This is a genomic window from Xanthomonas sp. NCPPB 1068 (assembly GCF_041479385.2).
GTDB lineage: Bacteria > Pseudomonadota > Gammaproteobacteria > Xanthomonadales > Xanthomonadaceae > Xanthomonas > Xanthomonas cannabis.
Genome location: NZ_CM192986.1, coordinates 808896 through 830792 on the forward strand (window position 1 = coordinate 808896; position 21897 = coordinate 830792).

Below are 21897 nucleotides of genomic sequence, written 5' to 3' on the forward strand. Positions count from 1 at the left end.
CAACACCGCCCCGCACGTCGCGCCCACCCTCTGATCCGTCTCCCGTCTCCCGTCTCCCGTCTCCCGAATCCCGAATCCCGAATCCCGAATCCCGAATCCCGAACCAACAAAACCACCCCCACTGCTGCGGCCGCCCTTGACTTTGGCTAAAGTCTTTTCGTTTCATGGTCTTATTGCCAGAAGTTCATCCGATGTCTGTTACCCTCGGCCGATGATTCGACGCACTCTGACCTGCCTGCTCACCCTCGGCCTTGTCGCCTGTGCGACCCAGCCCAGTCCTCCGTCCCCGCCGCCGGCCGCCAGTGCGCCCCCGGCCAAGCCGCCTGCTGCCCCGGTTGCAGCTGCCGTGCCTGCCAGCGCTGCCGCCGAAGCACCTGCCTTGCCGCCGGTGGATCTGACCCCGGTGCCGTTCGAGATCGCGCGTGCCAATTTCGTGCGCGACACCGCCGCCAAGTACGGCCTCGATGCCACGCAGATCGAAGCGACCCTGGCCCAGGCCCAGTTCAAGGACGCCATCGTCACCGCCATGTCGCGCCCGGCCGAGCGGGTCAAGCCGTGGAACGAATACCGTCCGATGTTCATCACCCAGGCGCGCATCGACGGGGGGCGCAAGTTCCTCGCCGAGCATCGCGCCGAGCTGAGCAAGGTCGAAGCCGCCACCGGCGTGCCGGCGCAGGTCATCGTGTCCATCATCGGCGTGGAAACCAGCTATGGCAGCAATGCCGGCAAATACCGCGTGCTGGATGCGCTGTACACGCTGGCGTTCCGCTATCCGCGCAGTGGCGACCCGGCCAAGCTCGAGCGCGAAGTGCGCCGCGAGCTGTTCTTCCGCGATGAGCTCGGCCAGCTGTTCGCGCTGGGCAAGGAAGAGCAACTCGATGTCACCACCCTCATCGGCAGCTACGCCGGTGCGATGGGCATGGGCCAGTTCATGCCGTCCAGCTACCGCCAGTTCGGCGTCGATGGCGATGCCGACGGCAAGCGCAACCTGTTCACCGACTACAACGACGTGTTCGCCTCCATCGCCAACTACTTCGTCAAGAAGGGCGGCTGGGTACGCGGTGGGCAGGTCGCCGTGCCGGCCACGCTGGCCGCCGGCCACGAAGAATTCAATCCCACCGACTGGTCGCCGGTGTACACGCTGGCCGACCTGTCCTCGCGTGGGTATCACCCCAGCGCGCCGGTGGTGGCCGGCAGCACCGCCACCCCGATCAGCCTGGACGATGCCAACGGCAAGCAGTACTGGCTGGGCTTCCAGAACTTCTACGCAATCACCCGCTACAACATTTCCAAGATGTACGCGATGGCCGTGTTCCAGCTGTCCGAGGCCATCGCCGGCAAGGAGTTACCCCCGGCATGAACAGCACGACAGGCCCCAAGTGGCTGATCCCGATGGCGCTGATGCTCGGCCTGGCGGCCTGTAGCAGCGCACCGAAGAAAAGCGCGGGCAACACCGGCGGCGGCGCGGTCAAGGGCGTCAAGGTCGAAGGCAAGGGGCCGGCGTATGTGGCCACCGGCTGCCCTTCCACCTCGCCATACGCCGCCGCCAAGGAAGACCCATCCACGCGTGGCGACTACACCGCCGGCGGCCTGTACAAGCCCGGGGTCAAGGACAGTACGCCCGACCATGTGCCCAACGTGGCCTGCATCCCCGAGCCGCTGGTCACCAACGAGCCGCGCTCGGCGGTCGGCAACCGCTCGCCGTATGAAGTGCTGGGCAAGCGCTACGTGGTGATGGACAACCCCGGCGATTATGTCGAGCGCGGCACCGCCTCGTATTACGGCAACAAATTCCACGGCCGGCTGACCTCCAACAAGGAGGTCTACGACATGTACGCCTTCACCGCCGCGCACAAGACACTGCCGCTGCCGAGCTTTGCGCTGGTGACCAACACCGACACCGGCGAGTCGGTGGTGGTGCGCGTCAACGACCGCGGCCCGTTCCACGACGGCCGTGTGATCGATCTGAGCTACGCCGCCGCGGTCAAGCTGGGCATTACCGGCAAGGGCACCGGCAATGTCGAAGTACGTGGCCTGACCGAGGCAGACAACGGCAATCTGCTCGCCAAGCGCCGCAGTGGCCAGGCACCGGTGAACGCCGCGATTGCCAGCGCGCGGCCGGCTGCCAGCGCCAGCCAGATCGATGGCCTGGTGCAGCGGCTGCCCACCCGCACCGTGCCGCCACGCGCAGCTGCGGCAGGAACTGCAACAGCGGCTGCCGCGCCGGTCGCCGCATCGGCGGCGGCGCCGGTCACGGCCGCCGGCGAGCGTTGGCGCTATCGCGTGGCCGACTCGCGTCAGCCCGGCAATGCCGACAACTTCGATGCGTGGATGAAATCGCAGGGCGTGCGCGTGGCCACCGGCAAGCCGGCCGCCGCGACCCCGCGCCCGGCTGGCGCAACCACCGCTCCCGTGCCAGCAGCTGCGCCAGTCGCCGTTGCGGCAGTCAAGGCGCCGGACAGCGCGCCCGCACGTCCGCTCAAGACCCCGCAAGCCCCGGCCCAGGTCCCGGCCAAGGCGCCAAGCGTGGCCGAAGCGGCGCTGGGCGACATCCTGTTGCAGGTGGCCAGCTTCGCCAGCCGTGAAAACGCCAATCGCGCACTGTCGCAACTGGCCTCGGCCGGCATCGCCGGTGCCAGCGTCAGCGACATCGTCAGCGGTGGCCGTACCCTGTGGCGCCTGCGCGTCAATGCCCGCGATCATGCCAATGCCTCGGAAATCTCCCAGCGGATCGCAGGGCTGGGCTTCGGGCGGCCGCAGATCGTCGCCAACTGAGCGCCGCTGCGCGGGTGTGCCATCGCCTGGCACGCCCGTTGAATACGTTCGTCCCGCGTGCGGTGGGGTGGTTTCCAGCTTCGCCCACTCATCGTCTGCGGCGTGCCACCCGCCGCATGAGGCGCGCGGACACTGAACTGTGCAAGCGCGCTGGCACCTTCGCGCGTCGCCCCGATCGCCGTGGCGCCTTACAATTTCGCATTACCCAGCCTTCGGGCCCGTCAGGAGTCGTTCTTCAATGAAATTCCGCTTCGCCGCCGCCGCCGTGGCCACGTTCGCCTTCGGCCTGGTCTGCGCCCAGACGCCTGCGCCGCAGCCGACGCCCGTTGCGGCTACCGCGCCGGCCTCACAGGCTGCATTGCCGGTCCCACCCGCGCCGGCGCCGGCCGTGTCCAAGTCCTGGATCCTGATGGACTACGCCACCGGACAGGTCCTCGCCGGCGAAAACATCCATCAGCAGCTGGCACCGGCCAGCATCACCAAGGTGATGACCTCGTACGTGGTGGCCGCTGAAATCAAGAACGGCAAGGTCACCCGCGACGACCAGGTCATGATGAGCGAGCGCGCCTGGCGCGAGGGCGGCGCCGGCACCGACGGCAGCTACAGCGGCTTCCCGGTCAACCAGACCGCGCGTCTGGAAGACATGGAAAAGGGCATGGCGATCCAGTCCGGCAACGATGCCGCCATCGCCCTGGCCGAGCACGTGGCCGGCAGCGAGGAAGCCTTCGCCTCGCTGATGAACAGCTATGCCGCCAAGATCGGCATGAAGAACTCGTACTTCGTCAACGCGCACGGGCTCAGTGCCGAAGGGCACCATTCGACCGCCTACGATCTGGCCATGCTGGGCCGCGCGATGGTGCGCGATTACCCGGAGACGTACGCCTACAACAAGATCAAGGAATTCCAGGTCGGCACCATCAAGCAGAGCAACCGCAACCGGCTGCTGTGGCGCGACCCGGCGGTGGACGGCATCAAGACCGGCCACACCTCCGAGGCCGGCTACTGCCTGCTGAGCTCGGCCAAGCGCGGCGACCAGCGCCTGATCGCCGTGGTCATGGGCGACAGCTCCGAAGAGCAACGCGCCACCGACAGCCTGGCCCTGCTCAACTGGGGCTTCCGCTTCTTCGAAAGCCACAGCCTGTATGCGCCCGGCAAGGTCGTGACCCAGCAGAAGGTGTGGAAAGGACAACAGGACGAAGTGCAGCTGGGCGTGGCACAGCCGCTGCTGGTCAGCCTGCAGCGCGGCCGCTACAACGACCTCAAGCCCAGCATGGAAGTGCCCAAGAATCTGCAGGCGCCCATCAAGAAGGGCCAGCAGGTGGGTACGGTGAAGGTCAGCCTGGACGGCAAGATCATCGCCCAGGCCCCGCTGGTCGCCATCAACGCGGTCGAAGAGGGTGGATTCTTCAAGCGCCTCTGGGACGCGTTCTGGATGTGGTGGGAATCAGAGTAAAAAAATGCCGGCGAAAGCCGGCATTTTTTTTTGCAATCGAGAATGGGGAATCGGGAATCGGTAAAGGCAGGAGCACAGCGTTTGCTTTTGCGATTCCCGATTCCCCACTCCCGATTCCCAGCCCTCAAAGCATCCGGCTGATCGTGAAACTGCCATACACCGGCGTCTCGCGCTGGGTCTCGAATTCGCGGGTGCGGTGGTAGCGGGCGAGGGCGAATTTCCAGCGGCCGTACATCACCGCCAAGCCGTAGCCGACGTCGCCCACGAACGGGCGCTTGTCCACGCTGTGGCTGTTGCGGAAGGTATTGCCGTCCAGGGTGATGTCGCGGATCACCCAGCGCGCATCGGTGGTCAGGAACACATGCCCCGACCAGCCGCTGGCGCGTCCCAAGCGGCTCGGTGCAGTGTTCTCGCCGGCCGGCCGGGTGGGCGTGCTGCCGAAGTCGTCCGGAAGCTTCCAGCCAAAGCGCGCTTCGCCGCCTGCGTTCACATGCGTGGCCATGTTGCCGAGCGAACCACCCCAGTGCGAAATGAAGTCCCAGCCGAAGCCGCCGGCATTGCCGCTGGCGTCGGCCGGCCAGCGATGCATGCGCTCGTGCACCAGGTTGATCAGCGGCTCGTTGTGCAGCTGGTTGTCCCAGCCCTGGAATTTCTCGTCGCCCAACGCGTCGTGGATCGCATCCTGCGCCTCCTGCGCAAAGGCCCACGGGCCAACCACGCCGATCTGCAGCTGGGTGGTCCGCAGGTGGGCATCGTTGCGGGCGTTGTAGCCGAAGCTTGCCAGCAGGATGCCCGCATACGGGCGGTCGTCCGGGATCACGTCGCGGCGGGTGTAGTCGGTCGGGGTAAAGATGGCCTGGCCGATCGAGAACACCATGTTCTGCTGATCGAACTCGCCCGGATGCAGGCGTTCCAGATAGCTGTTGACCCAGCGCGCGGTGCGCGGCAAGCAGGGGTCGTCGGTGTAATCGACCAGGTTGGGCGAGACCAGGGTCAGCACGGCACCGTTGGAATAGCCCTGGTCCTGGTCCTCGCCGCCAAACAGGTCGTTGTCGACCCGGAAATTCACCGCCGGCGGCGTACGCCCCAGCCGGCTCGAATCGCATTGATCCGCCGCCAGGGCCGGCAGCGACAGCCCGGTAAGAGAGAGCAACAAGGCAACAGACAACGCGCGCGGTCGGAGCATGGAGGACCTGGGGAGTAAGGAGTGACCTGGTTCGGCAAAGGTGCCTGGACGCACGGCTGTGCCGCGTGAAGTGCGCTCTGGCGTGACCTATCTTCTGCCCCGGCCGCTCGCCGCGGAATCGCCACCGGTGCGTAGGTGTGTTTGGTCCCAAGCCACAATCGCCAGGGAGGGCGACCGGCGCGTTACAGCGAGCGCTGGGCAAAGCAATCGTTACCCGGCCCAAGGCTTGGGTTTACCCACTGCCGGCCCGATAATGGGGCGATGGATATCAGCACCGACAACCCTGATCACGGCTTTCAATTCCCCGGCACCTTCGAGCTGAGCGCGATGGGCGCGGCCGAACGCGGTCTTGAAACCGAGCTGCCGCGCCTGCTTGCTGCGACCGGCGTGGAACTGCTGGAGGAAAGCGTCAGCTGGAAGCATTCGTCCAGCGGCAAGTACGTCTCGGTCAAGATCGGCTTCCGTGCCGAGAGCCGGGAGCAGTTCGACGCGGCGCATCAGGCGCTGCGCGATCACCCGGAAGTGAAGTGGACGCTGTAGCGACCCAAGCGGCGCCGGCCGCCGTGTCGGTGCCGCCCGCATCGCTGCGCGACCTTGGCCGGCAGGACTACGCACCGGTATGGCGCGCCATGCAGCGCTTCACCGATGCGCGCGATGCATCCACCGCCGATGAGGTGTGGATGGTCGAGCATGCGCCGGTGTTCACGCTGGGCCAGGCCGGCAAGCCGGAGCACGTGCTGGCGCCGGGCGAAATCCCGGTGCTGCAGGTGGACCGTGGCGGGCAGGTGACCTATCACGGTCCGGGCCAACTGGTGGTCTATCCGCTGCTGGACCTGCGCCGGCTCAAGATCGGTGTGCGCGACTACGTGTGCAAGATCGAGCAGGCGCTGATCGACACCCTGGACGAGTGGAATATCGTGGCCGAGCGCCGCGACGGCGCGCCCGGCGTCTATGTGGGCGATGCCAAGATCGCCGCGCTGGGCATCCGGGTGCGGCGCGGCTGCACCTTCCACGGGTTGTCGTTCAACGTGGCGATGGACCTGGAGCCGTTCCACCGCATCAATCCGTGTGGCTACCAGGGCCTGCAGGTGACCTCGGTGATAGACTTGGGCGGCCCCTCCGGGATGGCCGCCGTCAAGGCGGTGCTGCTCGATCAGCTGGCGCGCCAGTTCGGTCTCGTGTTGCAGCCTGTCTCCACATTGCCCGACCTTTCGCTTCCGGCCTGAGCGCCCGTACCGTCATGACCCAGCCTATCGCCCGTTCCATTCCCTTGCAGGTCGTCTCCGGCGACACCGCCGCGCCTGCGCCGCTGCAGACCGGCGTCAAGCAGATCGGTGGCGACAAGATCAATCGCTCGCCGGTGCAGTTCGTCGATGCGCCGGTGCTGCGCAAGCCGTCGTGGATCCGGGTGCGGATTCCCTCCGGCAATGCAGTGCAGAACCTCAAGGCCAAGCTGCGCGAAAACCGCCTTGTCACGGTGTGCGAAGAAGCCAGCTGCCCGAACATCCACGAGTGCTTCAGCCACGGCACCGCGACCTTCATGATCCTGGGCGAGGTGTGCACGCGGCGCTGCTCGTTCTGCGACGTGGCGCACGGCCGGCCCAAGCCGCCGGACGCCGGCGAGCCGGCCAGCCTGGCGGCCACCGTGGCCGACATGGGCCTGAAGTACGTGGTGGTGACCAGCGTGGACCGCGACGATCTGCGCGATGGCGGGGCCCAGCATTTCGTCGACTGCATTTCGGCCATCCGGGTCAGTTCGCCCAAGACCCGCATCGAGATCCTGACCCCGGATTTCCGCGGCAAGGGCCGCATGGACCGCGCGCTGGAGATCCTTGCCCTGAGTCCGCCGGATGTGTTCAACCACAACATCGAAACCGTGCCGGACCTGTACCCGAACGTGCGTCCCGGTGCCGATTACCAGTGGTCGCTGACCCTGCTGCAGCGTTTCAAGGCGCAGCACCCGTCCATCGCCACCAAGTCCGGCATCATGCTGGGACTGGGCGAGACGATGGAGCAGGTGCAGGCCACCTTGCGCGACCTGCGCGCGCACGATGTGGACATGATCACGATCGGTCAGTACCTGCAGCCGACCCCGCACCACCACCCGGTGATGCGCTACTGGACGCCGGAGGAATACAAGGCGCTGGAGGAGTACGGCAACGCGCTGGGCTTCAGCCACGTCGCCTCCGGGCCGATGGTGCGTTCGTCGTATCACGCCGATCGCCAGGCGGCCGGCGCCGGCGTCGCTGCCTGAGCCAAGCAGCGTGTACGCCTGGGCAGGGTCGGGGCCTTGGCGCCGATCATCAGCCCATCTGGACGGGGGCGATGCCTATCGCCGCTGTTGACCTGCTGGCTGACCAGCCAATAGACCGTTCGCGCTTCCATACGGCCCCGTGCATCGCACGGGGCCGTGTCGTTTTTGGCGTGGGAGCGCGCGGGCGCAAGGTACGGTCACGTTCACAATCTGCTACGTGCCCGGCGCTAGGCTGATTCAGCCAGCGGATGACAGCGTCAGCAACTTTGGGCACTGTCATGCTGTCTGATCCGTTCACCGCCTCTCTTTCGTCGGCCCCGTGCCGAGAGCCATTCGATGACCTACAACGTTTCTGCGTCCATGAAGGCCGGCCTGCTGGCGCTGGTGTTGACCACTCCGATGGCATTGCTGGCCCGCGCCGATACCGCGTTGCCGGCGGCCGCCACGCCCGAACAGGCAACGGCCACCAAACTCGTCTACGGCCTGCTGTCCGACAGCCGCTATGCGTATCGTCCGCGCACCCTGGACGAGGCGATGTCCAAGGACGTGTTCAAGCGCTACCTGGAAACGTTGGACGGCGGTAAACAGTTCTTCACCCAGACCGACATCGACGGCTTTGCGCCGTTGCAGGCCGGTGTGGGCGACGCACTGCGCGGCGGCAACCTGGAGCCGGCGTTCCAGGTGTTTGCGGTCTACAAGAAGCGCGTGGACCAGCGCGTCAAGTACGCGCGCGACCTGCTCAAGCAGGACTTCGACTTCACCGGCAGCGACAAGTTCGAGTACGACCGCAAGGACGTGCCGTGGGCCAGCGACGACAAGCAGCTGGATGTGTTGTGGCGCCAGTCGGTCATGAACGACTGGCTGCGGCTGAAGCTGGCCGGCAAGAAGCCCGATGACATCCGCAAGACGCTGGACAAGCGCTATGCCGCGCTCGCCGATTCGGTGAAGCAGCTCAAGGGCGAGGACGTGTTCCAGTTCTTCGTCAACGCCTACACCAACGCCGTCGACCCGCACACCGATTACTTCACCCCGCGCACGGCCGAGACGTTCAATCAGCAGATGTCGCTGTCGCTGGAAGGCATCGGCGCACAGCTGCAGAAACAGGACGACATGGTGGTGATCCGCGAGGTGATCCCGGGTGGTCCGGCAGCGGTGGATGGCACGCTCAAGCCGGGCGACCGCATCGTCGGCGTGGGCCAGGCCAAGAATGGCGCGATCGAGGACGTGATCGGCTGGCGCATCGATGACGTGGTGGCCAAGATCCGCGGCAGCAAGGACACCCAGGTGCGCCTGGAGTACATCCCGGCCGAATCCGGTATCGACGGCAAGCACCGCACGGTGACGCTGACCCGGCAGAAGGTGCGGCTGGCCGAGCAGGCCGCCAAGGGCGAAACCATCACCTTGCCGGCCAAGGGCAGCGAACCGGAACGTCGCATCGGCATCATCAAGCTGCCGGGCTTCTACCAGGACTTCGAAGGTCGTCGTCGCAACGCGACCGACTATGCCTCGGCGACCCGCGACGTGGCCAAGCTGCTGGCCGGTTTCAAGACCGACAAGGTCGACGGCGTGGTGCTGGATCTGCGCAACAACGGTGGTGGTTCGCTGGACGAGGCGATCGAGCTGACCGGGCTGTTTATCGAACAGGGCCCGGTGGTGCAGGTGCGCGAATCCGGTGGTCGGGTCACCGTCAATGGCGACAGCAATCCGAAGGTGGCCTGGGACGGCCCGCTGGGCGTGCTGATCAACCGCGGCTCGGCCTCTGCCTCGGAGATTTTTGCCGGTGCCATCCAGGACTACGGTCGCGGCCTGGTGATCGGCGAAACCAGCTTCGGCAAGGGCACGGTGCAGAACATCGTCGACCTGGACCGTTGGCCGGCCGCAGAAGGGCAGCGCTATGGCCAGGTCAAGCTGACGATCGCGCAGTTCTTCCGCGTGAGCGGCTCCAGCACACAGCACAAGGGCGTGGTGCCGGATATCGCCTTCCCGGCCAGTGTGGATGCCACCGAATTCGGCGAAAGCACCTACGACAACGCGCTGCCGTGGACGCGCATTGCCGCTGCGCCGCACACCCAGTACGGCAATTTCGCGCCGTTGCTGCCCAAGTTGCAGTCCCTGCACACCGCGCGCATCGCTGCCGACAAGGAATTCCAGTGGTGGGAGGAAGACGTCAAGCAGTTCCGCGATGAGAAGGCCAAGAAGTACATCTCCTTGAACGAGGCTGAACGTGTCGCCGAACGGCAGAAGCAGGACCAGCAGCGCAAGGATCGTCAGCAGGTCCGCAAGCAGCTGGGCTTGCCGCTGGATCCGCTGGCCGATGACAGCGACGACGGGCTGACCGGCAACGAGCGCGACATCGTCAAGGACACCGCACGCGAAAAGGCCGCAGAAAAGCGCCCGGATCCGTTGCTGCATGAGTCGGCGGCCATCCTGGCCGACGCGCTGGGCCTGCTTGCGCAGGATCGGCCGCTGTCGGCGCAGGTGCTGCCGCAGTCCACAGCGCCGGGGCGCTGGGCGGACTGACAGCCCGCACTACCGAGGACTGACCAACGCCACCGCCTGTCGGTGGCGTTTGTTTTGGGCCAATGCACCGCGCCGGCCGCACAGTGGCAACGGCCTGCCGCGTCTCAGCTCAGCTCAGCGCCTGCCAGCAGGCCTGCAGGCCCAGAAGCAGCAGGGTGCAGAAGAACACGCGCCGGAACGTCTCGGCGGAAATGCGCCGCCGGACCCGGGTGCCGGCCCAGACCCCCAGCGCCGTCGGCAGCAAGGCCAGCAGCGACGGCACCCCTGCCGACAACGGCACGCCACCGTGCCAGACCAACGCGATGGCCAGCGCGAGCGTTGCGGTGCCGAAGCAGGTTGCCAATGCGCGGATCAGCATCTCGCGAGGCAGCCCCAGCGCGGCCAGATACGGCGCCACCGGCAGCACCACGACACCGGTGGCGCCGTTGAGCAGGCCGCTGGCCAGGCCGGTCAACGGGCTGGCCCAGCGTTCATGGCGGGATGGCAGCGTCCACTGCCAGCGCGCCAGCCCGAGCAACGCGTAGGCCACCAGCAGGGCGCCGAGCCCGGCGCGCAGGTTGCGTGGGTCGCCCCCGATCATGATGCCCACGCTCAGCCAGCTGCCCAGGCTCATCAGCGTCAGCAAGGGCCAGATGCGCCGCAACAGCGCCCCCGGTGCCGGTCCCCAGGCCTGCTGCAGATTCGTCACCAGCGAAGGCAGCACCAACAGCGCAGCTGCCTGGCTCGGCGGTAGCCACAACCCCAGCAGGCCCATCGCCACGGTGGGCAGCCCCATCCCCGCGACACCCTTCACCCCGCCAGCCAGCAGGAACACGCCCGCAATCAGGACCCAGTGCAATCGATCATCAGTCATGCCGGGCAGGATCCGGCGGCGGTGGCGACACGGCAAGCTGTCTTTGTTTGAGGCAGACTTCGTCCACGCCGAAGGCTGTGGGTGCGCAATGCAAGTGGAGTTCGTCGATTTGCGGATTTTCGTGGCGGTGGCCGAGACCGGCAGCATCACGGCCGGTGCCGACCGCGTGGCGCTGTCGCTGGCCGCCGCCAGCGCCCGTATCCGCGCACTGGAGCTGCAGGTCGGCGCGGCGCTGTTCGAGCGTGGCCGGCGTGGCGTCACCCTTACCGCTGCCGGCCAGGTCTTGCTGCGCCACGCGCGCACGCTGGCCCGGCAAGCGCAGGCGATGCGTACCGAACTGGGCGATTACGGCGCGGGCGGGCAGGTCAGCCTGCGGCTGGCCGCCAATACGGCCGCGCTGTCGGAATGGCTGCCCGAATGCGTGGCCGACTTCCTGCTGGCGCATCCACGGGTGGACCTGACCCTGGCCGAATGGGGTAGCGAGGAGGCCGCCGATGCGGTGCGCGAGGAGCGCGCGGATCTGGCGGTCGTCGCCGGGCATGCGGATTTCACCGGCCTGCAGCGGCGACCATTGCGCCATGATCGCCTGATCGTGGCGGTTGCGGCCGGCCATCCGCTTGCCGGCGCGACCGCGCTGCGGCTGGCCGATCTCACCGACATGCAGTTGCTGGCGTTATCGGTGGACAACGCCCTGCAGCGCCATTTGCGCACCCATCTGGCACGGGCGGGCGTGCACCTTCGTATCCGCGCGCGTGTTCCGGGGATCGAAACGCTGTGCCGCATGTTGGCGCGTGGCATCGGCGTGGCCATCGTGCCGCGCGCCGCGCTGGCGTGCTCCAGCGTCAGCCAGCAGCTGGTGGCCGTGCCGCTGGACGAACCCTGGGCGCGGCGCGAGCTGTCCATCGTGTGGCGCGACACGCCCTCGGTGATCCTGCAGGCCTTGCTGGAATGGTTGCAGGCAAGCGCGGCGCAGGCAGGGATTCAGCCGCCGTAAGCGAGCGTGCTGACCAACCAACCAACCAACCAACCAATGAACCAATCAACCAATCAACCAATCAACCGGCCAATCCCGCGTGCGTGCGCTCAGCGCGGCCAGGCGAACTCGGCGAGCACCGGATAGTGGTCTGACGGCAACACGTCGCCGGGGCGGTCATCCAGTGTGACGAATTGCGTTGGCGTCAGCCCGCGGAACAGGATCCAGTCGATACGCCGGGTCGGGTGAGTGGTGAAATCCTGGAAGGTCTTTTCCGGTCCGCTGCGTTTTGACGCCTTTGCGCGTGCATCGCCCAGCACGGCAGTCAGCGTGGGGTAGGTGATCTTGTCGGGGTCGCTGTTGAAGTCGCCGGTCAGCACCACCGGGATCTCGCTCGGAAGCTGCGCGATGCGCGACAGGATCAGCTGCGCGCTGCGTTCGCGCGCGGGTTCGTCTTCGTCTCGATAGGGGAAGTGCGTGTTGAACAGGTAGAAACGACGCTTGTCGCTGCGCCGTTCGAACAATGCCCAGGTCACCATGCGCGGCAGCACGTTGCCCCAGGTGATGCTGGCGGGGACCTCTGGCGTGTCGGAGAGCCAGAAATTGCCGGATTCCACGACATCGAGCTTGCGCGCGTCGTAGAACACGCCCATGTGTTCGTCGCTGTCATCGCCGCGTCGCCCCTGGCCGAACCAGCGATAGTTGGGCAGCTGTGCAGCCAGGTAGCTGGCCTGCTCGCTCACCAGTTCCTGCGTCCCGAACACATCCGGATGCGTCTGCCTGATCAAGGCGACCATTGCACTGCGACGCACCTGCCAGCGCTTGTCGCCCTCGGTGTCGGCAGGAACCCGCACGTTGAACGACATCACGCGCAACGGTGCGATGGCCGGTGCGGCCAGTGCCGGCAAGTCTATGCACAACAGGGCGATGGCGAGGAGGCAGCGCGTCAGTGCGCGTGTGATCGGACGTGGCATGCAGGCAGATTCCCGAAGAACAAGACGGCCAAGTCTAGCCAGCAACGATGACGGCCGTGACACCGCAGCGGTGGGGTCCGTCGCTGCCGCTGCACGCTTGACGTCCCTGCGCAACGGCGTAGCATTTGTTGCAGGCCCGCGGATAGACCGCTGGCCTCACCACTCAACCGTGAGGGATTCTCATGGCAGTACCGTACGACTATCTCGTGTTTATCGGGCGTTTCGAGCCCTTTCATAACGGCCATGCCGCCGTCGCCCGCCACGCGCTGGGCAAGGCACGCAAGCTCATCGTGTTGATCGGCTCGGCCGACACCCCTCGCACCATCCGCAATCCATGGACCGTCGCCGAACGTGCGGTGATGATCGAGTCTGCATTGCCGGGTGAGAGCGAACGGTTGATCCTGCGGCCACTGCGCGACCATCTGTACAACGAAAGCCTGTGGATTGCCGAGGTACAGCGTCAGGTTGCCGAGGCCGTGCAAGCCGATGGCGGCACGCCGGATGCGCGTATCGGGTTGATCGGCATGGACAAGGATGCCAGCAGCTATTACCTGCGTGAGTTTCCGCAGTGGCCGCTGGAAGATGTGCAGCACACCGCCACCCTCTCGGCCACCGAATTACGCCGTTATCTGTTCGAGGCCGGCGACATCGGGTTTCATGGCGGGCTGTTGATGCTGCGTGGCAACGTGCCCGCGCCGGTGTACGACATGCTGGAAGCATTCCGGCGCAACTCGCCCAGTTATGCGCAGCTGGTGGCCGAATACCGCTTCATCGAGCAGTACCGTGCCGCGTGGAAGGATGCGCCGTATGCGCCGACCTTCGTGACCACCGATGCGGTGGTCGTGCATTCGGGGCATGTGCTGCTGGTGCGGCGTCGTGCCGAACCGGGCAAGGGCCTGTGGGCGCTGCCGGGCGGTTTCATCGCTCAGGACGAAGGCCTGCTGGAAAGCTGCCTGCGCGAGCTGCGCGAAGAGACCCGGCTCAAGGTGCCGGTGCCGGTGCTGAAGGGCTCCCTGCGCGGGCGCCAGGTATTCGACCATCCAGAGCGCAGTCTGCGCGGGCGCACCATCACCCACGCGTTCCACTTCGAATTTCCCGCAGGGGAGCTGCCTGCGGTGCGTGGCGGCGACGATGCCGACAAGGCGCGCTGGATTCCGATCGCCGAAGTGATGGCGATGGGGCCGCGGCTGTACGAAGACCACCTGCATATTCTTGAATTCTTCCTGGGCCGTGGCTGAGGGCACTGCCATCGCCTGCATGCTGCCGCCGACCGACGTCGACACGGTGCGCTGGGCTTGCCTGATCCACGACCTCCCACCGGCGGACAGACCGCTGGTTTACCCGACGCGAAGGAGCTTCCGTCATGCATTACCTCGATAACCTGCTGCTCAACACCGACAGCTACAAGGCCAGCCACTGGCTGCAATATCCGCCCGGCACCGATGCCTCGTTTTTCTATGTCGAATCGCGCGGTGGCGTGTACGACCAGACGGTGTTCTTCGGGTTGCAGTCGATCCTGAAGGAAGCGATCAACCGGCCGGTGACGCATGCCGATATCGACGATGCGAAAGCATTGCTGGCCGCGCATGGCGAACCGTTCAACGAAACCGGCTGGCGCGACATCGTCGACCGGCTGGGCGGACAACTGCCGATCCGCATCCGCGCGGTGCCCGAGGGCGCGGTGGTGCCCACCCACAACGTGTTGATGACCATCGAGTCCACCGACGCCAAGGCGTTCTGGGTGCCCTCGTATCTGGAAACCCTGTTGTTGCGCGTGTGGTACCCGGTGACGGTGGCCACGGTGAGCTGGCAGGTCAAGCAGACCGTGCGCGATTACCTGGAGCGTACCAGCGACGATCCGGAAGGGCAGCTGCCATTCAAGCTGCATGATTTCGGTGCGCGTGGCGTGTCCAGCCTGGGCTCGGCTGCATTGGGCGGTGCCGCGCATCTGGTGAATTTTCTCGGCACCGACACCTTGTCGGCGTTGCTGCTGGCACGTGCGCATTACCACACGCCGGTGGCCGGCTATTCGATCCCGGCAGCCGAGCACAGCACCATCACCAGCTGGGGCCGCGAGCGCGAGGTGGACGCGTATCGCAACATGCTGACGCAGTTCGCACGTCCAGGATCGATCGTGGCGGTGGTGTCGGACAGCTACGACATCTACCGCGCCATTCGCGAACATTGGGGCACGACCCTGCGCGAGGAGATCATTGCATCGGGCGCAACGGTGGTGATCCGTCCGGACTCCGGCGACCCGGTGGACGTGGTCGAGCAGTGCCTGGTGCTGCTGGACGAGGCGTTCGGGCATCAGGTCAATGGCAAGGGCTACAAGCTGCTCAACCATGTGCGGGTGATCCAGGGCGATGGCATCAACCCGAGCTCGCTGCGCGCGATTCTGGAGCGCATCACTGCCGCCGGCTATGCCGCCGACAATGTTGCCTTCGGCATGGGCGGGGCGCTGCTGCAGAAGGTGGACCGCGACACGCAGAAATTTGCATTGAAGTGTTCGGCGGTGCGTGTGGACGGACAGTGGATCGATGTCTACAAGGACCCGATCACCGACCAGGGCAAGCAGAGCAAGCGTGGGCGGCTGACCTTGCTGCGCGACCGTCGCGACGGCAGCTATCGCAGTGCGTTGCTCGATGAAGTGGCTGCCCATGCCGAGAGCGAGGACGCCTTGGTGACGGTGTGGGAAAACGGCGCGATGCAGCAGGAGTGGACGCTGGAGCAGGTACGCGCGCGTGCCGACGCTGCACGCCGTTGATGGCCTGCCGGCGGGCATGAGCATGCCCGCCGGCAGCGATGCGGGTTCTGCATTGCCCGCCTCGGCGCTGCTGGCGCAGCTGCGCGCCGCAGCACCGAGCCTGCAGCAGCGCGTGCCGCTGGAAGACGACGCCGGCCGCTGGCACCGGCTGCAGATCGGCGCACGGCGCTTGCGCGCGGCATTGCCGATCACGTTCACCCCGTATGCGTCGGTGCGGCCCTGTTCGGCACGCTGCGGGTTCTGTTCGGAAAACCTGCGCCAGCACGGCAGTGGTCCGGCGGCCTCGATGCTGCGCCCGGGGCCAGCCTATTTCAGGCAGCTGCGTGAGGTATTGCAGCTGCTGCATGCAGTGCCGTTGTCGTATTCGTTGTCCGGTCTGGAAATGACCGACGACCCGGACTGGCTGCAGACCCTGCTGCAGACCTTGTCGACCACCGCCGAGGGTCCGCAGGTCGAGCAGCGCGTGCTGTACAGCAACGGCGCCGGTCTGGCGCGCGCGCATGGCGGCCGTCTGCTCGAGGCACTGCTGCAGTTCGGCCTGTCGTGGATCGAGCTGTCGCGCCACCATCCAGTGCAGGCGCGCAACGATGCGATCATGCGTTTCCGCCCCGGCGAGCCGGTTGCCGATGCGGGCGTCTTCCTGCAGACGGCCCGCCGCTTGGCTGCGCGTCTGCCGGTACGCCTGGTCTGCATCGTCCAACGCGGCGGTGTGTGCAGTGCCGATGATGTTGCGCAGTACATCGACTGGGCACGCAGCTGTGGTGCGCAGCAGGTCATCTTCCGTGAGCTGTCGCGGCTGGACGATGCGTATCGCAGCAATGGCACCTGGCGTTACATCGCACAGCATCGCGTCGGGGTGGAGCCATTGCTGGCCGAGTGCATGCAACAGCCGTGGTGGCCGCGCTGGCAGCTGGACAGCATGACCGAAGGGTATTACTTCTGGAATGTGCGCCTGCGCAGCGCGGACGGCATGCAGGTGGTATTCGAAAGCGCCGACTATGCCGCGATGCATGCACGGCACGCCACCGGGGATTTGTACAAGCTGGTGTTCTTTGCCAATGGGCGCCTGTGCGCAGGTTGGGACCCGGACGCAGATGTGTTGTGGGACGCCGCCGGGGCGGAAGCGCGCGATGGATGAGTTCGATCAGCGCAGCTGGTGGACGCCGGCGGCGGACGATGCGGCCTGGGCCTTGCCCGATGATCTACGGGCAGCCGATCCACTCAACGGGCGCGATTGCGGATGGGTCAACCAGATGCGGCCGTTCGTGCGCCATTTCAGCCAGCCGGGCGAGCAGGTGTTCGACCCGTTCTGCGGGTTTGGCAGCACCTTGCTGGCGGCGGCTTTCGAAGGTCGCGCTACCCACGGCATGGAGATCGATGCCGGGCGCGCCCAGCTAGCCCGCACGCGTCTGCAACGGCACGGGGTGACAGCGCCGGTCGTGGTCGGCAGCCTGGCGCACACCGCCCCGGCGGCAGCGATCGATCTATGCCTGACCAACGTGCCGTACTTCGGTTGTCAGTGGCGCGGGCAAACAGTGCCGGGCCAGCTGTACGCCAGTGCCGACTACGCCAGCTATCTCGCGGGAATGCGCGCCGTATTCCACGCGCTACGGCAGCGAATGCGGCCAGGTGCATTCGGCGTGGCCATGGTCCAGAACGTGCGCATTGGCGGGCGGTTGCTGCCGCAGGCGTGGGACCTGGGGCGGCTGGTGGGCAGCCTGTTCACGCTGCACGAGGAGCGCGTGCTGTGCTATCAGCGCCCGGCCGATGCGCTGCCCCACGCGCGCACCGACAGCAACCGCAGCCACGAGTACGCGCTGATCTTCCAGCGCTGCCATGCCCGGATGGACCTGCAGCAGGCGGCGCAACTGCTACAGGCGGTGCAGGCGCTGGGCCTGCCGGTGGTGGTGCACGGCAGTTACGCGCGCTGGTTGCAGTCGCCGACGCTGGTGCCGGACGGCCCGGCGGACCTGGATCTGATGCTGGCTGCCGAGCAGCCGCTCTGGGACCGCCTGACCAGCTGGCTGCAGGCGCAGGGCTTCAGCCTGAGCCTGTGGGGCGAGCCGTGCCGCGCACCTGTGCCGTTGGCGGCGGTGCGCGCCCATCACTACCTGCGTGCCGAGCGGATCGGTGCCGACGGCAGCCGCCTGCAGGTGGACCTGCAGCTGCCTGCGGATGAACCGCCGGTGCCCTGAGCCGGCAACGCGACGCCGCGCGCACATGGCTTGCGGCTATGCTCTGACCGGTTTTGGATGATGGAATCTCCCAATGTCTTGCACTTCCCTGATCGCGCGTGGCGCGCTGCTCGGCGCGCTGGCAACCCTGGCCGGCTGCGGTGGCAGCAAGGGCGACACGATGCTGATGCGCGAGTCGTTCAATTCCGATGACACCTATTCGCGCAGTGTGGCGGCCAGTTCGCCACAGGCCTGCGAAGCCGCACGCCGCGTGTTGCTGAGCCAGGGCTACGCGGTCACGCGCGCCGACGCCGCGGCAGTGGAGGGCAGCAAGAATTTCCAGCTGAAGGAAGCCGAGCAGAGCGAGCAGCTCAATCTGCGCATTTCCTGCGCAACCCAGGACGGCGGCAAGGCGCAGGTGTTCGTCAGTGCGCTGCAGGACCGCTACGCGCTGAAGAAGAGCTCCACGTCGGCCAGCGTGGGCGTCGGCGTGCTCGGCTCGTTGTCGTTGCCGGTGGGCAGTAGTGGCGACTCGCTGGTGCGCGTCTCCAGCACCACGGTGCAGGACGCTGCCTTTTACAAGCGGTTTTTCGAGCGTCTGAACTCCTATCTGCCCAAGGTGACCGACGTGGTGCCCGCCGCAGCGAGCGCTGCGCCGGCACCGACACCTGTGGCCCCGCACCCGCCCGCGCCGGTGCCTGCAGCGGCATCCACCGCTGCGCCGGCGGTCGGCACGCCAGCAGCCGCAGCCACGCCGCCGGCCGCATCCGGCACCGTGGCGCAGCCGCCGGTTGCACCGTTGCCGGTGGAAGCGCAGGACCCGCCGCCGGCGCCGGTCGATGGGCCACAGAGCGAGCCCGCCAAGCAGCCGTGATGGCGCGGTTCACGCACCGCTCCAAAGCCTGAATAGAGGCGCGTGCGCTTCACGTCGTGTTCTCGACGCAGCGAACAGAGTGCAGCCATGACTCGCCGAATGGGCGAGAACGATGGAGACCGACGATGAAGATGCGTAATTCCTTGCTGGGTATGTCCCTGATCGGCCTGATGGCGACGAGCACGTTTGCACAGGCGCAGAACTACTCGCATCAGCAGCGGTATTCCGAGGCAGACGAAGGCCGCAAATTCTCCGATGGCACGCGCGTGCGCTGCCGCAACGTGGAAGTGCAGAAGAATTCGACCGACCCCAATCGCATCGGCGGTACGGTTGCCGGCGCTGCGATCGGCGGCCTGCTCGGCAACCAGGTCGGCGGCGGCAACGGCAAGAAGCTGGCCACGGTGGCCGGTGCAGTGGCCGGTGGCGCGGCAGGCCGCACCATCCAGGGCAATCGCCAACAGGCCAATGGCAACCGCCAGGTCGAGCGCGTCTGCGAACGTCGCTAAGCCTGATGCGGTGACTGTCACAAGCCCCGGCCCTGCCGGGGCTTTCTTTATTGCCAAGGCGGCCGCGTGCTGCCGAGTCGACCGCTGACCGATGCGCGCCTTCCGGATCTGCCCACCGCAACACCTGCCGATGCGACATGCAGCGCGACACCGCGTTGCTGCGGTGGTGTGCGCCTTTGCCGTGTTGGTTGCGCAGACGCAGCAGGTTGCTGGTGCAGCGCCCAGTGCGGCCGCAACCGCGGCCAGTACCGACTGCGTCGAAGGGCTGCTGCGCCGGCTGGGCTGGAGGATCGAGCGCGCCGCCGTATCTGCACCGGTCATCGAGCGCGGTGCGCCGTGCACGCGCGGCTCGCTTGCGCAGGCGCATGCTGCCGGCGACCTGACGTTGACCGTGCCGGCCGCCTGGGATGCGCAACAGCGCAGCGCGTCGATGACGGCCTTGCTGGATGACAGCGCCACCCAGTGTGCGTACGCGTTCGAGGTCGGTGCGGCAACGCGTCGCGCCGTAAGCCAGTTGCAGGACAATCCGGGGTATCGGTTTTCTGCGTTGCAGCTGGGCTGGATCGGCTTCGGTTGGCGCGGTGCGGCCGCGCAAGGGTGGAGCGGCTTTCGCAGTCTTGGCCGCGGCTATCAGCCGCGAGGCAGCAACGCACAGGCACTGGATGCGTTCTATCGCGGGCGGGTGCGCTCTGAATGCGGCGTGGGGCGGCAGGTTGCCCAGCTCGCCACCCAGCGCGAGTTGTACGGCGATGCGGGTTTCGACCAGGTGTTTACGCCTGGCGAGTTGTCGATCGGCACCTTCCTGACCTTGCACGACACCGACAGCATTCTGCTCGGTGCACATGCCGGCGATTTTTTTGCCGACGGCAAGGCGGTGAAGACCTCGCAACTCGGGCGGCAGGCCTTCGTCGGTGCGCCGGGTTTCATCGCGCATGTGTTCGACAAAGCGTTTCTCGACGATATCCACAATCAGGCCGAAAACTTCGTGGTGGTGGACGTCAGCGATGCCGCCGCGCAAGCCTTGGCGCAGCACGGGGGCTTTGCGCATTACGACGCGCTCAACCGCCAGATCTGGGAGCTGGCTCAGCCGTTGCGTGGACCAGGCAAGCGGCGTTTCGAGCGCCTGCTGTACGAGCGCGATGCGCAGCTGCGCGCCACCCTGGATGCGCAGCAGCAGGCACGGCTGTACCAGCTGCAGACGCTGCTGGACGACCCGTTCTATCAGGGGTTTCTGGTTTATGTGCATCCCAAGGGCGTCAAGCCGATCGGTTACCACGTGGCGCGCCTTCTCGACCGCAACCCGCGCACGCCGTATGCGATCGACCTGACCCTGCACAATCTGCGCACCACCTTGTATTGGCGATGGATCGACTGGCAGCTGCAACAGTGCGCTGCGCGCATCGCCACGGAACAATCCATTGAGGATTCCGCGACGCCGGCGTACGCCGGCCGTGGCACCCTGCACTGATCAGATCACGAGGAGTCGTTATGGAACTGGGTATGGTGGGTTTGGGCCGCATGGGTGCCAACATGGCCGAGCGTCTGGTGCACGGCGGACACGTTGTGCATGGGTACGATCCGGGCGCGGCCGCACGCAGCAGTGCGCAGGCCAAGGGAATCGTGACCGCCGATGCGCTGGCATCGCTGGTGGCGGCGCTGCCCAGCCCGCGCGTGGTGTGGTTGATGGTGCCGGCCGGCAAGATCGTCGACGACACCCTGGCACAGCTGCTGCCGTTGCTGCAGGCCGGTGACATCGTCATCGATGGTGGCAATTCGTATTACAAGGATTCGCAGCGGCGCTCGGCACAGTTGCAGGCCAGTGGCATCGCGTTTGTCGATTGCGGCACCAGCGGCGGCATCTGGGGCCTGCAGGAAGGCTACAGCCTGATGGTGGGTGGCGAGGAAGCCGCAGTGACCACGCTGCATCCGATCCTGGCCACGTTGGCGCCAGCGCCCGACAAGGGCTGGGGCCGGGTCGGCCCGAGCGGCGCCGGCCACTTCACCAAGATGGTCCACAACGGTGTCGAGTACGGAATGATGCAGGCCTATGCCGAAGGCTTTGCGTTGATGCAGCACAAGAGCGATTTTGCGCTGGACCTGCACCAGGTGTCGGAGATCTGGCGCGATGGAAGCGTGGTGCGCTCGTGGCTGCTGGATCTGACCGCCGACGCGCTACGCCACAACCCCACCATGGCCGGTATCGCGCCGTTCGTGGCCGATTCGGGCGAAGGTCGCTGGACGGTGGCCGAGGCGATCGATCTGGAAGTGTCTGCACCGATCATCACCCTGTCGTTGATGGAGCGGCTGCGTTCGCGCGACAAGGATTCGTTCACCGACAAGTTGCTGGCGGCGATGCGCAACCAGTTTGGTGGGCATGCGGTGATGACCACCACCACCGCCGCAGCGCCGACGATCGGCAGCAAGGACGCATAAGCGCGATCCGTCAGATGGCTACGCGTGCCTTGCGGCAGGCGTAGCCGTTGGGTAGAGGCACTGTGCTGTCAGGGTAGGCGTGTTGCGCGAAGCCTTACGCCAAGCCGCTTGCGTCAGGTACGCGGTTCGCAGGTTCGAACAACGCGGCGCTCAGG

At 66.5% G+C, this 21897-nt stretch carries 19 protein-coding genes; 16 read left to right on the forward strand and 3 right to left on the reverse strand.

The genetic code is table 11. The features are described 5' to 3' along the window. Nucleotides 1-211 precede the first annotated feature (211 nt). The 3 genes from mltB (at nt 212) to ACCQ12_RS03435 (ending at nt 4228) form a co-directional block, all read left to right on the forward strand. Nucleotides 212-1360 carry a lytic murein transglycosylase B gene (gene mltB / locus ACCQ12_RS03425; RefSeq protein ID WP_047697180.1) on the forward strand — a complete coding sequence of 383 codons (1149 nt, stop codon included), beginning with the start codon at nt 212-214 and terminating at the stop codon, nt 1358-1360. After that, complete coding sequence (locus ACCQ12_RS03430; RefSeq protein WP_372382945.1) at nt 1357-2775, forward strand: septal ring lytic transglycosylase RlpA family protein; 1419 nt, start codon at nt 1357-1359, stop codon at nt 2773-2775. The genes mltB and ACCQ12_RS03430 overlap by 4 nt, the downstream gene beginning before the upstream one ends. Before the next feature lie 238 nt (nt 2776-3013). Next, nucleotides 3014-4228: a D-alanyl-D-alanine carboxypeptidase family protein gene (locus ACCQ12_RS03435; protein ID WP_372382946.1), complete on the forward strand. Its 1215-nt coding sequence runs from the start codon at nt 3014-3016 to the stop codon at nt 4226-4228. Between the two features lie 124 nt (nt 4229-4352). Here the strand turns inward: ACCQ12_RS03435 and ACCQ12_RS03440 are convergent, their stop codons facing one another. Then, the gene (locus ACCQ12_RS03440; protein ID WP_372382947.1) at nt 4353-5414 is read right to left on the reverse strand and encodes a lipid A deacylase LpxR family protein; all 1062 of its coding nucleotides are present in this window, start codon (nt 5412-5414) and stop codon (nt 4353-4355) included. Between the two features lie 261 nt (nt 5415-5675). Here ACCQ12_RS03440 and ACCQ12_RS03445 point away from each other — a divergent pair, with 261 nt between their 5' ends. From ACCQ12_RS03445 to ACCQ12_RS03460, 4 genes are all read left to right on the forward strand, one after another. Next, complete coding sequence (locus ACCQ12_RS03445; RefSeq protein WP_039404344.1) at nt 5676-5954, forward strand: YbeD family protein; 279 nt, start codon at nt 5676-5678, stop codon at nt 5952-5954. Nucleotides 5955-6043: 89 nt separating this feature from the next. Beyond that, on the forward strand, nt 6044-6640 hold the full coding sequence (gene lipB / locus ACCQ12_RS03450; RefSeq protein ID WP_372383543.1) for a lipoyl(octanoyl) transferase LipB: 597 nt from the start codon (nt 6044-6046) through the stop codon (nt 6638-6640). A gap of 14 nt (nt 6641-6654) precedes the next feature. Further along, a complete protein-coding gene (gene lipA, locus ACCQ12_RS03455) occupies nt 6655-7668 on the forward strand; it encodes a lipoyl synthase (protein WP_039564120.1) in 1014 nt (337 codons plus the stop codon). A 360-nt stretch (nt 7669-8028) separates the two neighbouring features. After that, nucleotides 8029-10188 (forward strand): carboxy terminal-processing peptidase, encoded by a 2160-nt coding sequence (locus tag ACCQ12_RS03460; RefSeq protein WP_179453870.1) that lies wholly within the window; start codon nt 8029-8031, stop codon nt 10186-10188. A gap of 109 nt (nt 10189-10297) precedes the next feature. Here ACCQ12_RS03460 and ACCQ12_RS03465 read toward each other — a convergent pair whose 3' ends face one another. Further along, nucleotides 10298-11041 (reverse strand): sulfite exporter TauE/SafE family protein, encoded by a 744-nt coding sequence (locus tag ACCQ12_RS03465; protein ID WP_372382948.1) that lies wholly within the window; start codon nt 11039-11041, stop codon nt 10298-10300. 88 nt (nt 11042-11129) lie between these two features. On the opposite strand from ACCQ12_RS03465, the gene ACCQ12_RS03470 reads away from it, so the two are divergent. Then, nucleotides 11130-12035, forward strand: a complete 906-nt coding sequence (locus ACCQ12_RS03470) for a LysR family transcriptional regulator (protein WP_166743837.1) — start codon at nt 11130-11132, stop codon at nt 12033-12035. A gap of 89 nt (nt 12036-12124) precedes the next feature. Here ACCQ12_RS03470 and ACCQ12_RS03475 read toward each other — a convergent pair whose 3' ends face one another. Beyond that, on the reverse strand, nt 12125-12988 hold the full coding sequence (locus tag ACCQ12_RS03475) for an endonuclease/exonuclease/phosphatase family protein (protein ID WP_372382949.1): 864 nt from the start codon (nt 12986-12988) through the stop codon (nt 12125-12127). A gap of 182 nt (nt 12989-13170) precedes the next feature. Between ACCQ12_RS03475 and ACCQ12_RS03480 the strand changes: the two genes are divergently transcribed. The 8 genes from ACCQ12_RS03480 (at nt 13171) to gnd (ending at nt 21742) form a co-directional block, all read left to right on the forward strand. After that, complete coding sequence (locus ACCQ12_RS03480; RefSeq protein WP_372382950.1) at nt 13171-14226, forward strand: bifunctional nicotinamide-nucleotide adenylyltransferase/Nudix hydroxylase; 1056 nt, start codon at nt 13171-13173, stop codon at nt 14224-14226. Nucleotides 14227-14351: 125 nt separating this feature from the next. Next, a complete protein-coding gene (locus tag ACCQ12_RS03485; protein WP_166743839.1) occupies nt 14352-15755 on the forward strand; it encodes a nicotinate phosphoribosyltransferase in 1404 nt (467 codons plus the stop codon). Nucleotides 15756-15777: 22 nt separating this feature from the next. Next, nucleotides 15778-16893 carry a hypothetical protein gene (locus ACCQ12_RS03490; protein WP_372383544.1) on the forward strand — a complete coding sequence of 372 codons (1116 nt, stop codon included), beginning with the start codon at nt 15778-15780 and terminating at the stop codon, nt 16891-16893. Then, the gene (locus tag ACCQ12_RS03495; RefSeq protein ID WP_372382951.1) at nt 16886-17950 is read left to right on the forward strand and encodes a DNA methyltransferase; all 1065 of its coding nucleotides are present in this window, start codon (nt 16886-16888) and stop codon (nt 17948-17950) included. The genes ACCQ12_RS03490 and ACCQ12_RS03495 overlap by 8 nt, the downstream gene beginning before the upstream one ends. A 73-nt stretch (nt 17951-18023) precedes the next feature. Further along, complete coding sequence (locus ACCQ12_RS03500) at nt 18024-18803, forward strand: DUF2242 domain-containing protein (protein ID WP_372382952.1); 780 nt, start codon at nt 18024-18026, stop codon at nt 18801-18803. Nucleotides 18804-18928: 125 nt separating this feature from the next. Then, complete coding sequence (locus ACCQ12_RS03505) at nt 18929-19309, forward strand: glycine zipper 2TM domain-containing protein (protein ID WP_047697156.1); 381 nt, start codon at nt 18929-18931, stop codon at nt 19307-19309. Nucleotides 19310-19433: 124 nt separating this feature from the next. Beyond that, entirely contained in the window at nt 19434-20777 is a 1344-nt protein-coding gene (locus ACCQ12_RS03510; protein ID WP_372383545.1) for a hypothetical protein, read from the forward strand. Nucleotides 20778-20797: 20 nt separating this feature from the next. Next, nucleotides 20798-21742 carry a phosphogluconate dehydrogenase (NAD(+)-dependent, decarboxylating) gene (gene gnd, locus ACCQ12_RS03515; RefSeq protein WP_372382953.1) on the forward strand — a complete coding sequence of 315 codons (945 nt, stop codon included), beginning with the start codon at nt 20798-20800 and terminating at the stop codon, nt 21740-21742. Nucleotides 21743-21897: the final 155 nt, after the last annotated feature.